Origin of the sequence: Paenibacillus sp. FSL R7-277 (assembly GCF_000517965.1) — a bacterium.
Lineage (GTDB): Bacteria > Bacillota > Bacilli > Paenibacillales > Paenibacillaceae > Paenibacillus_AQ > Paenibacillus_AQ silagei.
Window position 1 is genome coordinate 1 of record NZ_ASPX01000055.1, and the last position, 16,061, is coordinate 16,061.

Genomic DNA, 16,061 nt, shown 5'->3' on the forward strand with positions numbered 1-16,061 from the left:
GCCCCGAGCGGACTGAGTGGGATTATTAGGGTTATTCGGCCCTGAAATGAGACATTATCGTTCAAATAAGGGATTCTGAGTCCGCTTGACCGTCATATTTGCCTGATTTGTTCAGAATAACGGAATCTCAGTCCGGCAGAGATAACTGGGGAGTAATAGTAGCAGGAAGTGGTAGGGATAGCGGTAAGTAGATGTGAGTTGCAGTAAGTAACAGTGAGTTGCAGTGAATAGTAGCGAGTAGCTGTAAGTAACAGTTAGTTGTAGTAAATAACAGTAAGTTTCAGTAAATAACAGTGAGCTGCAATGAATAGTAGCGAGAAAGAAGCAGGAAGTAGCAGTGAGAGTAGCTGCATTAACCGTACCTGCACATGACTGGAGCGGCTGCATCCGCTGCATAGGGTATATGATATAATGTGAGAATTACCAAGACATACGGGTGGGGCGATGAAGCATGGCTAAAGACAGGCAGGGGCTGCATTTCTCGGAGCTGGTCTGGGAGAGTACGGAGCAGAATGTGGCGATTCCGCCGCGCGGTACTGTAGATGAAGGCAGCCGGAAGCCTAAGTCAGAGCCGGTTAAGAAGACAACGTCCGGTTACGATACAGTCCAGCTCCAGCTCTGGGATATGGAAGAGAGTGTGGAGCCGGTAACCACTACAGAGAGCGAGTTCGTTCAGCGTGCACGTGAGCTTGTAGAACATAAGGAGCCTGCGGCGCTGTTCGTCCCGTTCAAAAGCTATTGGCCCACCTACGGGCATATGACCGGCGCGCAGAGCAGATGGTATTTCTTTTGGCGGGATGAAGTCCGGCAGGGGAGATACCCGAAGACCGATCTCTCATATATCTTCCTGCATATCTATGAGCTGATTAACGGTGTGGGCTGGGACGAGCCTCAGGAGGGCTGCCGTCAGCTCAGTCTGCTGTGGGAGGCCTACCGTGATAGTTACAAACGTCTGGATCAGTACCTTGGCGGGTGGATTGCGGATTTCTCTTTTGTCCATAAGCTGGATATCCCCCTCTCGGAGATTGTGGCCCGTTCGCGCGGGCTGGCCGGGGATCTGGCTGAGCTTGAATTGGTCCGCTGCCTGTCGGCTGCCCCGGAGCAGCTTAGGATTGAGGTACTGAGTGTGATGTCGGACTATGATATCAGCAAGTCCAAATTCTATACCGGCGAGGACAAAATCGCTGCGGATCGTTATATTCCCCAGGTTGTAGCCCTAATTGATGCTTATGTCGCGCGGAAGCATGGCTCGAATCTAATCACGATGTTCCCGCCCGCCCCTCCTGTCGTCCGTGAGCGTTATTTGTTCCGCAGCGCGGTATACGATATCTCCCTGTATGGCTATTCTGTTCTTGTGCCTGTTATCCGGGTCAGCAAGTCCCCGCCGCTGCGCAGCCTGATTACCCGGCTGTTCCGGCTGACCGAGAATAAGCTGCGAGCGCTGATGGGATACCGGGGAAGACTGAAGGATGTCCGGGTTGATGCTGATATGGATGATCTCGTCACCCGGTTCCTGGAGCGTGAATTCCGCAAGGCGGAGCAGGAAGAGAAGGGACCGGCAGTGGTCATTGACCAGCAGAAGCTGGAGCAGTTGGCAAGCGACTCCGAGGTGGTGCGTTCCTTGCTTACGGTGGAAGACGGCGGGGAGTCGGATCATGAGGATGACGCGGAATGGATAATTGAGTCTGAAGGAGCACATGGAGAAGCCGGATTGGCTGGTATTGGAAGTGATGCGGCTGCGGCTGGGAGAGCCGGATCAGCATATGTGATAAGTGATGCGGAAACACATGGAAGCGCTGAATCAGCGGGCGAGGAAAGTGTTGCGAATGCGAATGCAAGAGTTACATCAGCTGTATCAGCAAATGCGGAAAGTGTTTCCGATAGCTCTGCAAAACCTGATGAGCAAGTGGCCCGGATGGCTGGTGGTGAGCGGATAGAGATGCACAGGGAAGACCCTCTGGCAGAGTCCCTTTCTAACGGGCGGGAACTTCCCCCTTCCCTACCACCTGCCTCTGATAGCGAAGCAGACCGCTGGACATTGTTCGCTTCGGAGCTGACTCTGCTGCAACGGGAGGCCGTGCTGGCGCTGGCAGAAGAGGACGGTCCTGCGAAGGTGCAGCGGCTGGCAGCGGGAGCAGGAACGATGGCAGAGCTGCTGTACGATGAGATTAATGAGCTGGCAATGGACAGTCTGGGAGACCTCATCATTGACGGGGAAGAGCTGACCGAAGAATGTCTATCCATGCTGGACTATATAAAGAGGTGAAATTCGTAAATGAACCCACTCAAAATACCGAAGCGGATGACCACCGCGCTCGTCAATTCGCTGACAGCGGGAGTTGTACCGCGTATCGGTCTTGAACATATCGCCGTCGGCCGCCGGCCGGAGGTGGAGGCGATTCTCCGCGATATGGAGAATATTGCCGATGGCGGAGCTGCCTTCAAGCTGATTACAGGCAAATTCGGCAGCGGCAAAAGCTTCCTGCTCCAGATCATCCGCAACTATGCGATGGACCGCGACTTCGTGGTTGCCGATGCTGACCTGTCACCGGAGCGGCGGCTGGTTGGCACGAAGGGACAGGGGCTTGCCACCTACCGCGAGCTGATGAGCCATCTCTCGACCCGGACCCGCCCGGATGGAGGGGCGCTGGAGATTATGCTGCAGAAGTGGATCATGACGCTGCAACAGGCGGTGATGCAGGAGAAGGGCTACGGCCCTGACGCGCCGGAGCTGGGCGATGAGGTTGAGCAGCGTATATATTCGGTTGCTTCCGAGATGCGCGGGCTGGTGCATGGCTTCGACTTCGCTAAGGTGCTGGCCTCTTACTGGAACGGGCACAAGCTGGCCGATGACGGGCTGAAGCAGGATTCCCTGCGCTGGCTGCGGGGAGAGTTCCCGACCCGTACGGAAGCGCGGAAGGCGCTCGGCGTTGGTGTCATCATCGATGATGACAACTGGTATGACTACATGAAGCTGTGGGCGGAATTCACCGGAGCCATCGGTTATAAGGGTTTGCTGCTGTTCATCGATGAAGGGGTGAACCTCTACAAGATTACCAACAGCATCTCGCGGCAGAGCAATTACGAGAAGCTGCTGACCATGTTCAATGATACGATGCAAGGCAAAGCAGAGCGGCTGGGCATCTTCGTTGGCGGTACACCGCAGTTCGTGGAGGACCACCGGCGCGGACTGTTCAGCTATGAGGCCCTGCGCTCCCGGCTGGTGGCCGGACGGTATGCAGGCAGCGGGCTGAACAATTACACAGGACCGATTATTGCGCTGGATATGCTCTCCCACGAAGAGATTCTGATCCTGCTCCAGAAGCTGCGGGACATTCATGCGCTGCATTACGGATATGAAGCAAGACTGACGCAGGAGCAGCTGGTGCATTTCATGGAAGAGGCGGTCAACCGGCTGGGAGCTGATGAACTGCTCACCGCGCGCGAGGTTGTGCGCGACTTCATGGATCTGTTGCATACCCTGCACCAGCATCCGGAGATTTCATTCGAGAAGCTGGTTGGAGAGCGGACTTCGCGGCCTGCCGAGACGGAGCAGAATGAGCTGGACGGCTTCCTGGCGGAGTTCGACCTATGAGTGATAACCCGTTCTACCGGCTGGCTCCGTTCATCAAGGAATTCATCTACAAGAACCGCTGGGATACGCTGCGCGAGGCGCAGGTCGATGCCTGCCGGGTGCTGTTTGACACGCCTCATCATCTTCTGATCGCTTCAGGGACGGCCTCAGGCAAGACAGAAGCGGCCTTCTTCCCGGCGCTAACGGAGCTGTATGAGCGTCCGTCTGCCTCAGTAGGTATTCTATACATCGCGCCGCTGAAGGCGCTGATTAACGACCAGTTCACGCGGCTAAATGATCTGCTGCGTGAAGGGAACATTCCGGTCTGGCACTGGCATGGCGATGTGCCACAGGCGGACAAAACCAAGCTGATGCAGAATCCTTCGGGAGTCCTACAGATCACCCCTGAATCGCTGGAGGGCCTGCTGATGAACCGTCCGAATGCGATCCCGGCCCTGTTCCATGATCTGCGCTTCATCGTCATCGATGAAGTTCATGCCTTCATGGGCGCGGACCGCGGCATTCAGGTGCTGAGCCAGCTGGCGCGGATCTCGCGGATGGCGGGCTGTCATCCGCGGCGGGTCGGCCTGTCTGCGACCTTAAGCGACTACGCCTCCGTCACGGAGTGGCTGGCGGCAGGCACGCGAGAGAGCGTGGAGGTCAGCGCGCCGCAGGGCGGGCGCAAGCTGCGGCTGAGCGTGGAGCATTTCTCGTTCCCGGATGCGCGGGACGAGGTGCAGGCCGAACACCTGGAGCGGGCGCGCCAGGCTTATTATGGCTTCATCTATGATCACACGCATGTGAAGAAGGCGCTCATCTTCACGAACAGCCGCACCGATGCCGAAGAGGCCATTCTGGAGATGCGGCGCATTGCCGCCAAGCGCGGCGAGCGGGATGTCTTCCATGTGCATCATGGAAGCATCTCCGCGATGCTGCGCGAGGAGACAGAGGCCACGCTCCGTGAGGGCGCAGGGCCGGCTGTGGCTGCAGCGACGCTGACGCTGGAGCTGGGGATTGATCTGGGCGAGCTGGAGCGGGTGCTCCAGCTCGGCGCGCCTTATAGCTGCGCGAGCTTCGTGCAGCGGCTGGGTCGCTCAGGCAGGCGTGGGGACGCCGCCTCCGAGATGATCTTCGTCACGCCCGAGGAGGAGGACGAGGAGGCGCAGCTCCCGGCGCGCATGCCGTGGACGCTGCTGCGGGCCATAGCCGTAATCGAGCTGTATGTACGCGAGAAATGGGTGGAGCCGCTGGCCGTGCGCCAGCTGCCGGTCGGTCTCCTGTATCATCAGACGATGAGCATTCTGAAGAGCATGGGTGAGGCAGAGCCGGAGGAGCTGAAGGAGGCTGTACTGAGCCTGCCGTCCTTCCGCAGCATTGATCCCGCTGATTATGATGACTTCATGGAGTATATGCTGGGCATGGGCCATATCGAGAAGATGGATGAGGGAAGTCTGCTGATTGGGATGGCAGGCGAGAAGATCGTTAACAACTTCCGCTTCTATGCGGTATTCAAGGACGATGAAGAGCATGTTGTCTATAACGGGACGGAGGAGATCGGGTCCATTACCACCGTGCCGCCTCCGGGCTACTGCTTCACACTGGCAGGCAAGCTGTGGAAGGTCGAAGAGGTGGACAACCGCCATAAGGCCGTCTATGTCAAAGGCTCACGCGGCAAAGTGGACACCTTATGGCTCGGTGCAGGCGGAGATGTCCATACCCGGATTATGACGAAGATCCGCGAAGTATTAGGATCTACGGCCCTGTACCCATACCTTGCACCAAGCGCGGCCGCCAGACTGGAACGGGCCCGCAGGCTCGCGAAGGAGAGCGGACTGCTGACGCGTTCAGTTCTGCCAGCCGGGGGAGACTCCATGTTCATCCTTCCGTGGGCTGGTAGCCGCCAGTTCCGTACGCTGGAGCGCCTGCTCAAGAACAATCTGAAGGAGCCGCTTGGCTTGCGCTCGGTCGTGCCGATGGAACCGTATTACATGGTAGTCGCCGGCAAAGTGGATGCAGAGAAGCTGGAGGATGAGATCATCGCTGAGACCGCTGCCGCTACGGATGCACTCACGCTCCTGAAGCCGGATGAAGCCCCTTACCTCGGCAAATACGATGAGTTCATCCCGCATGACCTGCTGCGCAAAGCCTTTTCGCTCGACGGTCTTGATGTACCGGGTCTGGTCAATGTCATCAAACAATGGCGGCAACAGCCAGAACAAGCTTAGTATAACGGCCTTCTTTACATAACCGTAGAGAGGGCTTTTCATATTTTTTACGAAATCTTATAGTGAATTCCTGCAAGAAAAGCAGCAATGTTGCCCAAAAGAAGCGGCCTATGCTGAAATCAGGCAGTGGAAAAGGCGGACAGGCGGGATATAGTCGAAAAACCGACCGCGTTGGTGCGCGGGAAGGCGAACTGGCAGGATATAGTCGAAAAACCGATCACATCGGCGCGCGGGAAAGGCGAACAGGCAGGATATAGTCGAAAAATCGACCGCGTTGGTGCGCGGGAAGGCGAACAGGCGGGATATAGTTGAAAAACCGATCACATTCTCCTGCAAGATTGTGCAACAATGCTGCTCCATATAAGCGGTCGTTGAGAGAACCTCTCAGAATTGGCGAGAGTTAAGGGTAATTTTGTTCTGTACAGAGCAGGAGCTTGAAACCACATCGTTACTCTGACGTATAGACGTTTAACCTTTAAAATATAAGAATTTATATGTTTCACACGATAACTTATCCTTCTATTTCTCGCTGAAACAGTACCGTCCTTTAAAAGGGCGGTACAGCCGTTTCCGCTTGTTCAAATTATTCCATTATGACGCATACAGGCGGAGGTGAACCGGACTGGAGCATTTATATGATCTGATTGCATTGGCATTCTCCATCGCTTTTATCTATTCGTTAGTGTCGATACCCCTTACCTACTTTTCTTTGCAGGAAATCCACTGGGGTCATGAACTTGCTGCACCCGGTTTAACCTGGTCTGTATCGGTCCGGCTGTCGGAGCCGAGCAGTATTCAGCGGTGGATCGCACGAACCGCCAGGCGTAGAGAAGCACCTGATGAGGATGACAATAATCCTTTCCTACATTGAGATCCATACATTCAATTAGGGAGGGCAACAATGAACAAGATGAACCTGTATCCAAAATGGGCCAAGCCCATTCTCGTCCTAGCAATGGGACTTATTACGGCCATAGTGCTTAGCGGCTGCTCAGCAGCATCCCAGGCCAGCCCGATTCTGGCGGATTCACCGGGGATATTCAACCACTTCTTTATTTATCCGTTTTCGTTCTTAATCCAATTCTTCGGGGATAGCTTTCAAGGAAATTACGGTTTGTCGATTGTGCTGATGATGCTCATCATCAGGCTTGCAATCCTGCCGCTCATGATGAATCAGACCAAGAAGCAAATGGCTATGAGAGCAAAGATGGCCGTCCTCCAGCCGGAGTTAACGGAGCTGAAGGAGAGGTATAAGAACAATGCCAGTGCGGATGCCGCTAAGCAGCAGCAGGCCGAGATGATGCTGCTCTACCAGAAGCATCAGTTTAATCCGTTAAGTATGGGCTGTTTACCGATGCTGCTCCAATGGCCGATCACCCTCGCATTTTATTACGCCATTCGCCGTACCCCAGAGATTGCCGCACACGATTTCCTGTGGTTCAACCTGGGAACCGCAGATATGATTCTGCCGCTTATTGCCGCTGCGGTCTATTACGTGCAGTTCCGCGTATCGCAATCCGCAGCTGTACAGAATCAGCAAAGCCCGGGTAACCCAATGGCTTGGATGGGATGGTTGTCGCCGGTTATGATGGGCCTGTTCTCGTTTCAGGTACCCGCAGCCTTGCCGTTGTATTGGGTGGTTGGAGGGATATTCATTATCGTGCAGACAGTCATTCTGAATAAAATGTACGCGAAGCCGGATAGAGCAAGTAGTAAATGAATCTGGAAAGCAGCCGATCTATCGTGATCGGCTGCTTTTAATGAAGATGCACTTCCAAAATTAGCAAAAAGCAAAAAGAAGCGGAGGGGAAATTTGGAACTGTAGGAGCGATAGCGACCGCCTTTGTATTTGGATTTCTACCGCTATGGGAGGTTGTAATTAGGAAATCCAAATACAACAGCGGCCGGAAGTCCAAATGTTCACCGCAGTGACGACCAAGCTTAGAGTTCAATTCTTTAGTGCTTTTTATAAAAATATAAATAAACGAGGTGATTCCAAGTGAATTCACTTATAACGGTAAGGCTAGCGTCCATAACAGATGCTGAGGCATTGTCGCGACTCAATCAAGAGTTCAACGGCGGCGTCCACAGACCTCCGGCCCAAATTATTGAACATCTGCATACTAACCGTAACGAGCTGATTGCCGTAGCCGAGTTGAACGGTAGCATCGTCGGTTTTGGCTGCGCCCAAAGCCTGTATTCCTTTTGCTATGAGGAGCCCTATGGAGAAATTACAGAACTCTATGTGCAAGATACCGCCCGAAGAAAGGGAGCTGCCAGAGCTATCATTACTTGTCTGGAAGACGAGCTTAGGTTGCGCGGAGTGAAACGGGTCAAGGTATTGACGGGTAGAAGGAACACTGCGGCTATTCAGACCTACGAAGATTGTGGCTATGTGAAAGACGATGAGCAGATGTTAGATAAAGAGCTGACGAACGAAGCCCGCCCAAGCATACCCTAGAAAAAACAAACCTCATTTCTGCAGTTCCCACCTTGCCCGGAAGCGCTCTACGCGATGATAATTAGCTTATCACGACAGAGGGGGCTTTAATGAATGGTCAACAGAAAAATGAAGCAAACCGCCACCGTCACGTTCGCCGCGCTAATGGCAGTAAGCCTTGCCGCATGCGGGAACTCGAACAACAACGCCAATTCCAAGGCTAAGGACACCGCCGCACCGAACGCCGCCACAGGCAGCGGCAATGCCGCTGCTACAGACGCTCCGAGCGACAAGAAGGTAACTATTACCTTCCAGAACATCTACCCTGACCCTGCAACACCGTCTTACAAAATGATTCACGAGCTGACTGACCAGTACATGAAAGAGCATCCCAATGTAAAGATTGAGCTGGATACGCTGAACACGGATCAACAGAAGGTGAAGCTGAAAACACAAGCAGCCTCCAAAGAAATACCTGATATTACGATGGTTAACCCTGCCGCTCAAATGAAGCCCTTTGTAGATGCAGGATTATTAGCCCCGCTGAATGATGTGCTCGATCAGAATGGACTGAAAGATACGTACCAAGCGGGTCTGCTTGACTATTACAGCTTCGATAACAATGTGTATGCGCTTCCTGACGGCAACAATATCGAAGTGGTCTACTACAACAAAGACTTGTTCGCCCAAGCCGGAATTGCAGCACCTCCAACCACGTTTGAAGAATTACTGAAGGACGTTAAGCTCTTAAAAGACAAAGGGATTACTCCACTGGCTATCGGTGAAAAGGATTCGTGGACCGGCTCGTTCCTGTTCATGAACATCCTGCTTCGTACAAACGGCGGTCCTGGCTTCCTGAAAGACGTAGTGGATGGCAAGAAAACATTTGAAGATCCTGCCTTTGTTGAAGCGGTAGACGCGTTCCAGCAACTGGTAGCAGCAGGCGCATTCCCTGACGGGGCAACTTCCATCGATGCAAATGCCGGCGGGAATATTTTCAGATCCGGTAAGGCAGCAATGTGGGTTATCGGTACTTGGGAGACGGGCGCGAATGATGCTTCTTCCGTAGCCGGTAAAGTGGGAGCCTTCCAATTTCCTACGGTTAACGGTAAAGGTGATCCGAACGAATTCATGCTTGCACCGGGCAGCGCATTTGCCGTGTCTGCAAACAGCGAGCATCTGAAGGAAACGAAGGATTTCCTGAACTTCTTCGCTTCTGAATATCCTAAAAAACAGTTCGAGCTGAAGAATGCTGTAGGTATCGGGCAAAAGGTAGACGGTGACCTGAAAGCTGCCGGTTACTCCGAGCTGGCTATCACTGTGGCTGGTCTGTTCAACCAAGTAAAAGGCGGCGATCTGTCCTTCGACAACACGATGAATCCAGCAACTTCACAAGTCCACCTCAGCAGCATTCAGAACCTGTTCGTTCAAAAGATGGATTCCAAGGCGGTAGCCAAAGAGCATCAGGCCGCATTTGAAGCCAATAAATAAGCCTAAGACTTCAGCGTTTCGTATAATCTAAGCTTCACTCAATTTACGCCATCTAACGCATTCCCTGCAATCGTATAGCCGTCCTGCTCGATGCGAAGCCAGCTGATTCAGGCTGCTTCGCATCGGGTTTATCATGCACTTTTTAAAGTTAATAGCATTAATCATTAATGATATGAATCAGTAGATAAAGAAGAATCTGCTTGATTAGGAGGCGGGAAAGATGAAAGTCCTTAAGGTTCCGGCATACACAATCGCTGCCTTCATACTGCCATGTCTGTTGCTCTATGTGTGCCTGGTTTTCGTTCCCATACTGGTCTCATTATATACGGGCTTATTGAAGTGGGACGGTCTAACGACCTCTCAGTTCGTCGGCTTCGGCAACTTCAAGAATATGTTCTGGAATGACCCGGTGTTCTGGCCCTCTGTTCGGAGAACGCTGCTGTACGCCGTGGCTTCCATGCTGGAAATCCCGCTCTGTCTGGGGATGGCGATCCTGCTGAACCGCTATCTGCGCAGAGCCAACACGCTGGTGTCGATCTACTTCACGCCGGTTATCTTATCAGTCGTTATTATTGGACAACTCTGGAAGACCATCTATAACCCTACTTCGATGGGGGGCATGCTGAACGGTGTGCTGGTGTCCCTGGGGCTGGAGAGCTGGACGCATAACTGGCTGACCGAGCCTAACATCGCCATGTATTCTCTGTATCTGGTGTCCCTGTGGCAGTATTTCGGCTACCATCTGCTGATTCAGTATACCGGAGTGCAGAACATTCCCGACGAGCTGTACGAAGCGGCCAGAATTGACGGGGCTGACGGCTTCAAGGCGGATCGTTACATTACGCTTCCGCTGATCATTCCGATTTTCAAAATCTCGATCATCCTGGCGTTTATCGGGTCCCTGCAAGCCTTCGACCTGGTCATGGTCATGACTGGCGGCGGTCCTGCGCATGCAACGGATGTCATCTCCACCCATATGTATAACAGCTCCTTCTTGTCCTTCAAGTATGGCTACGGCAGCGCGATTGCGACCTTCCTCGTTGTGGTCTGTCTCATTTTTACCGGCATCATCAACATGATCTTCAACCGGCTTGAGCGAAAATTCGAATAGGAAAGGAGTGCGCGGACCATGCGTAAGCTTAAAAAAGGAATCGTGTATCTTCTTTTTGCCATTCCTGTCATTACCCAGCTCTACCCGCTACTGTGGCTCCTGTTATACTCTCTGAAGACGAATGAGGAGATTCAGGACGGGAGCTTCTTTTCTTTTCCGCGAAAATTCCAGTGGCATAACTACTATGAGGCTTACACCTCGGGCAGTTATCTGAAGTACCTGTCGAACAGCGTGTTCGTTACCGCCCTTACGATGATTTGTGTCATTCTGCTGGCTTCTATGGCGGCCTATGCGATCTCCCGGTTCCGGTGGAAATACGGCAATGTCGTGATGACCATTTTCCTGATGGGGATGATGATTCCGATGCAGGCCACGCTGCTGCCGCTGATGATTATTTTCAAAAACATGCATATTCTCAACACCCACTGGTCGCTGATTCTGCCGTACATCGCGTTCTCGACTCCCATCGCCGTGTTCATCTTGAGCGGCTTCATGAGAGCTATTCCACATGAGATCGAAGAATCGGCGTTCATCGACGGGGCGAGCGTGTACCGGATCTTCCGCAGCATTATCCTGCCGGTGTCGATTCCGCCTGTCATGACCGTATGTATCTTAACCTTCATTAATATCTGGAACGAGTACATCCTGGCCGCCACGTTCATCTCGTCAGAGAAGCTCAAAACCCTTCCATTCGGGGTCTATACCTTCGTGAGCCAGTATTCGGTCAATTACGGGAATATCGGGGCCTTCCTGGTGATGGGCGCGCTGCCGGTAATTCTGATCTACTTCTTCCTCTCGAATCAGATTACTAAAGGGATGGTGGCCGGAGCGGTTAAGGGGTAGGGTAAGGCGTGCTGAATTCCCTCATTGCATAAAAATGGAAAAGTTTTATAATAGGAAACGGCAGAACAGGTGCGTAAAGGGGAGAGTCTTATGAAGCTCGGCTTTCATTCCATTCATCATCGGTTGTTCTTGCTGTTTCTTTTTTGCATGTCCAGTATTCTGCTTATTGTCAGCCTGCTGTACTATAACCGGACTACAGACCAATTGCATGAGAAGATTGGTGATTTGTCGCAAAAAAACGTCGCCCAGAGCGCAGGCTTATTCACGCTTCTCTATAAGGGGTATGACGCCTTGTCCAAATCGCTCAGCAATAACTTCGAGATGATCCGCTTGATTAATGAGAAGACGGACGGGCCGGCGGTGGCCTATATCAATGAGCAGACGGTGACGAATATCATCGGCTCGATTTTTTATTCGCGGGACGATCTGGTGGGTATTCATGTGATCACGGACCGCGGCAAGATCTACAACTATGGCAACTATATGAATGTGGTCGATCCGAATTATAGTCAGGAGGACTGGTACCGGCAATTGCAGGCTTCTTCAGGGAAAATGGTCTGGCTCGGGGTGTACCCGCACTCCCTGATCGACCAGGTGGAGGACAGTCCGGTCTTCGCCTTCGGGCGGCAGCTCTATGACCTGAATGAGCATAAGCCGATAGGCATCGTGCTGTATGAGACGGACCCGCAGCCGGTGCTGGACGCGCTGGAGAATCTGAAGCTGGGCGCGCACAGCCAGGTCTACCTGATGTCCCCGGATGGACGGTTTGTCACCTCGGCCACAGATCCGCAGCCGGACACTGCCCGTCTGCCTAAGCTCCCCGCTTCGGAGCATGTCATGGTTCAGCAGGAGCGCGGCCAACTGGTTGTGGCGTCTAAGCTGTCTTTCTCGGGCTGGTGGGTGATGAGTATTACGCCGGACAAGGATCTGAATGTGGAGCTGGTGGAGATGAAGCGTTATCTCTTGATCGTGATCTCGGCGCTCATTCTGGTCTCCACGCTGATTGCTTCGATCGTATCGCAGACCATCTCTTCGCCGCTGAAGAAGCTAATCCGCGAGATGCGCCAGGTGGAGGTGGGGAACTTCGGCGGCATGGTCAAGGTCTCTTCGTATCAAGAGATTAACATTCTGGTCGCTTCCTTCAACCGGATGGTCCGGCGGATCGAGGAGCTGATTGAGCGGGTCAAGCTGTCCTCAGTCAGCGAAAAGAATGCGGAGCTGCACGCTTTGCAGTCCCAGGTGAACCCGCATTTTCTATACAATACGCTGGATATGATCTACTGGATGCTCGATGAGGAGGGCAATGAACAGCTTGGCGAGCTGGTGCTGTCGCTGTCCTCAATGTTCCGCTACAGCAGCCAGTGGGAAGACGGGGCTGAGGTGAGCCTGAGGGAGGAGCTGGAGCAGATCGGGCATTACCTGAAGATTATCTCGATCCGTCTGGAGGGCCGCCTCGTAATCGTGACGGATATCGATGAACGCTGGCTGAACATAAGGGTCCCGAAGATGACGGTGCAGCCGGTCATTGAGAATGCGGTCAAGCATGGACTGGAGCCGCTCTCGCGTCAGGGGATTCTTAAGGTGTACACCCGGCAAGAGGACGACCACCTTGAGCTAATTGTGGAGGATAACGGGGACGGAATGAACGGGGAGCAGCTTGCAAGGCTACAGGAGTCGCTGAATGTGGATGGTCCGGATAGTTCGGGCTCCAGTGGCAGAGAAGGCGGCAAAAGCGGGATCGGACTCCAGAACCTGCACCGCCGCCTGCGGTTCATGTTCGGGGAGGGCTATGGTCTGCAGATTCAGAGCTTCCCCGGTGAGGGGACGCAGGTGGCGATCGTGCTGCCTATTCCAGTGGAAGGAGAGCTACCGGGATGAATATTCTTATAGCCGATGATGAACGGGCCATCCGTGAAGGCATCAAGCGTACGATTAAGCAGATTAGTGCAGAGCATCAGGTGTTCGTGGCTGAGCGGGCGGAGGAAGCGGTGAAGATTCTGGAAGAGCAGCACATCCATATCGTGCTGACCGATATTCTGATGCCGGGCATGAACGGGCTGGAATTCATGAAAATCTCGAAACGCCGGTATCCGTATGTGAAATGGATTGTCATCTCTGCCCACAGCGAATTCTCCTATGCCCAGGAAGCGGTCCGGCTGGGGGCACGGGACTATCTGCTCAAGCCGATCGGCAAGCATAAGCTGACCGAGCTGATCGACAGCCTGACAATCGAAATCCAGCAGGACAACCAGCTCTCGCGGCAAGGCGAGCGGCTGAAGGCCAGTCTGCGGTTCCTGCGCGAGGGGGTTTTTCAGCGGCTGGCCTCCGGGCTGGATATCGGGAATCTGGACATCGACGCGTTCATTGAAGATTATCACTCCTTCTATCTGGTGATGGTTCAGCTGGAGCCTGGGGATCAGAGCGCCCGGCTGGAGCATTTCATTGTCGAGAATGTTCTCTCCGAGCTGATCGAGCGGTATGGGCGGGGCTTCGTGGTCAGCTATGACCGCCAGCACCTGCTGGGCCTGATCTCACCGGGCGAGAGCGTCCGGGTAGAGCAGTTCCAGGAGGAGGTGAAGACGCATCTGACGCATTATTTGAAAATCCCTTTTCAGATGATCTATTCCGGGCGGAGCTGTGACTTCCATACGGTGCCGCAGATCGTGAAGCGGATGCGGGAGGCTTCGGCCTTCCAGGGGCCGCCGCTTGAGCCGCTTAAGGGGAGTGGAGAGAAGGCGATTGAAGTGGCGCTGCAATATATTAAGGAGCATTTCTATGAGGAGCTGTCGCTGGAGAGAATCGCTTCGGTGGTGTTCCTGAATCCGGCTTATTTCAGCCAGCTGTTCAAGCAGAAGACAGGACAGGGGTACAAGGAATATGTCACCTCGCTGAGGCTGGAACAAGCGAAGTTATTATTACTGAATCCGGGGCTGAAGCTGGCCGATATCGCGGAGCGGGTAGGCTACCAGGACATGCGCCATTTTACCCAAATGTTCCGCAAGAAATACCAGCTCACCCCCACGGAGTACCGCCAGCAGGAGAGCATCAGCATTCTTAGGAGCAGGGGTACTCTGTGAGGATGTCTGCCACTTCGATTCTTCCGTTAATCAACAGCTCTGGGAGCGCGTTACTATAATTACCTTTCCAGTATTCTCTGGCTTGTTCGATTTTACGGGAGAATGGGGCACCGTCTTCCTTGGGCAATAGACTGCCATCACCTTCAAAAATAGCTCCAGTGACCTTAAGTTTCACGATCTGCAGCACTTTCCGGTGATACGAATCGAATATGCTTTTCCACATCATGGCGTCTTCATAGCTCTTTGCTGCGTATAAGCAAGACAAACGTGAAGGATACTCAGGATGTTCCTGTAGCCTTACCATTTCAACGATCACCTCTCGAACCGCTCGGATGGTCTGCTCCGCATACTTAACCGTAACATCTGCATCCTCTTTATCCAATTTCAAACCGTCATCAGTATAATTGCCGTGCAGGATTTGAATAACGTCTTCCCCTTTGGAATTCAACTGTTCTTGCTCAAAAAAGTAGTGATACAAGGTGTTTTTTTGCTGGTTGTCAAAATGAATGATTTGATTCAGGGCCATCTTCTTCCGGGTTACAATGTGGTAAACGTATCTTTCGCTTGCTTGCATTGTCTACCTCCTAGTAGAATATCTGATTTAAACGTGTGAAAATTACCTTTAACTCATCACTTGCTGAAGGTGGCTGTGCTTGATTAGGTGCAAGAGATAGGCTTAGTTGCAATCTGTACAACTAAATCGCCGGATGTGCCGCTGAATCTCTGTTTAGCTGTATTTCGTACAACTAAAATGCTTCTGTATCCGTCTTTTCGCCCATTCCGCCAAATTTAGTTGTATGGAATACAGTTAAGAGAGGTGTGCCTTCGTTTTTATTGTTTTTAGTTGCACCGAATACACTTATTTCTGAATATTAGCTATGAACGCAGCTTCATACCTTACTGCAATTATGGAATTAAAATAGTGCAGTGGGCATGTTGAGGCCGTTTCACCTAAAACACAACATAACCCATCGTAGTCTGTGCACTATTGAATAGCAGAATAGTTAAAACAAACATGATGATGAGAATGGTATAAATAAAGGTGGAGACTATTCCGCAGACCAGTCCGGCGGTCGCGAGTCCCCGGCCTTGCTCATAGCTGTAACGGATCTCCTTGAAGGCAAGTGAAGCCAGAACAATTGCGGTAATTCCGAAGAGGATGCCGACATAAGGTATTACGATGGAGAGAATACCCAGCACCAGTGCTGCAACTGCTTTGCTGTTCGTCCGCTCCTGCGGAGGCTTCGGGTACTGCTGATAGTAATTCTGTTCGCCATAGGGTGGAGGGGGATTATTCATA

General features: G+C 52.8%; 12 protein-coding genes. 10 read left to right on the top strand and 2 right to left on the bottom strand.

Features of this window, described 5'->3' with window-relative positions:
• Positions 1–451: 451 nt before the first annotated feature.
• From C173_RS16955 to C173_RS17000, 10 genes are all read left to right on the top strand, one after another.
• Positions 452–2,266 carry a TerB N-terminal domain-containing protein gene (locus C173_RS16955; RefSeq protein ID WP_036726663.1) on the top strand — a complete coding sequence of 605 codons (1,815 nt, stop codon included), beginning with the start codon at positions 452–454 and terminating at the stop codon, positions 2,264–2,266.
• Positions 2,267–2,275: 9 nt separating this feature from the next.
• A complete protein-coding gene (locus C173_RS16960; RefSeq protein WP_036726664.1) occupies positions 2,276–3,595 on the top strand; it encodes an ATP-binding protein in 1,320 nt (439 codons plus the stop codon).
• Entirely contained in the window at positions 3,592–5,799 is a 2,208-nt protein-coding gene (locus C173_RS16965; RefSeq protein WP_036726666.1) for a DEAD/DEAH box helicase, read from the top strand. The genes C173_RS16960 and C173_RS16965 overlap by 4 nt, the downstream gene beginning before the upstream one ends.
• 901 nt (positions 5,800–6,700) lie before the next feature.
• Complete coding sequence (yidC, locus tag C173_RS16970) at positions 6,701–7,519, top strand: membrane protein insertase YidC (RefSeq protein ID WP_036726668.1); 819 nt, start codon at positions 6,701–6,703, stop codon at positions 7,517–7,519.
• A 279-nt stretch (positions 7,520–7,798) separates the two neighbouring features.
• Positions 7,799–8,260, top strand: coding sequence for a GNAT family N-acetyltransferase (locus C173_RS16975; protein WP_036726670.1), 462 nt, complete (start codon positions 7,799–7,801; stop codon positions 8,258–8,260).
• A 93-nt stretch (positions 8,261–8,353) separates the two neighbouring features.
• On the top strand, positions 8,354–9,730 hold the full coding sequence (locus C173_RS16980; RefSeq protein ID WP_051478117.1) for an extracellular solute-binding protein: 1,377 nt from the start codon (positions 8,354–8,356) through the stop codon (positions 9,728–9,730).
• Between the two features lie 220 nt (positions 9,731–9,950).
• Positions 9,951–10,841, top strand: a complete 891-nt coding sequence (locus tag C173_RS16985; protein WP_036726672.1) for a carbohydrate ABC transporter permease — start codon at positions 9,951–9,953, stop codon at positions 10,839–10,841.
• An 18-nt stretch (positions 10,842–10,859) separates the two neighbouring features.
• Positions 10,860–11,684 carry a carbohydrate ABC transporter permease gene (locus C173_RS16990; protein ID WP_036726674.1) on the top strand — a complete coding sequence of 275 codons (825 nt, stop codon included), beginning with the start codon at positions 10,860–10,862 and terminating at the stop codon, positions 11,682–11,684.
• 90 nt (positions 11,685–11,774) lie between these two features.
• Positions 11,775–13,562, top strand: a complete 1,788-nt coding sequence (locus C173_RS16995) for a cache domain-containing sensor histidine kinase (RefSeq protein ID WP_036726676.1) — start codon at positions 11,775–11,777, stop codon at positions 13,560–13,562.
• A complete protein-coding gene (locus C173_RS17000) occupies positions 13,559–14,761 on the top strand; it encodes a response regulator (protein ID WP_036726678.1) in 1,203 nt (400 codons plus the stop codon). The genes C173_RS16995 and C173_RS17000 overlap by 4 nt, the downstream gene beginning before the upstream one ends.
• Here the strand turns inward: C173_RS17000 and C173_RS17005 are convergent.
• A complete protein-coding gene (locus C173_RS17005) occupies positions 14,739–15,335 on the bottom strand; it encodes a DUF2441 domain-containing protein (RefSeq protein WP_036726679.1) in 597 nt (198 codons plus the stop codon). The genes C173_RS17000 and C173_RS17005 overlap by 23 nt on opposite strands.
• 377 nt (positions 15,336–15,712) lie before the next feature.
• On the bottom strand, positions 15,713–16,060 hold the full coding sequence (locus C173_RS17010) for a DUF4190 domain-containing protein (protein WP_036726681.1): 348 nt from the start codon (positions 16,058–16,060) through the stop codon (positions 15,713–15,715).
• Position 16,061 lies beyond the last annotated feature (1 nt).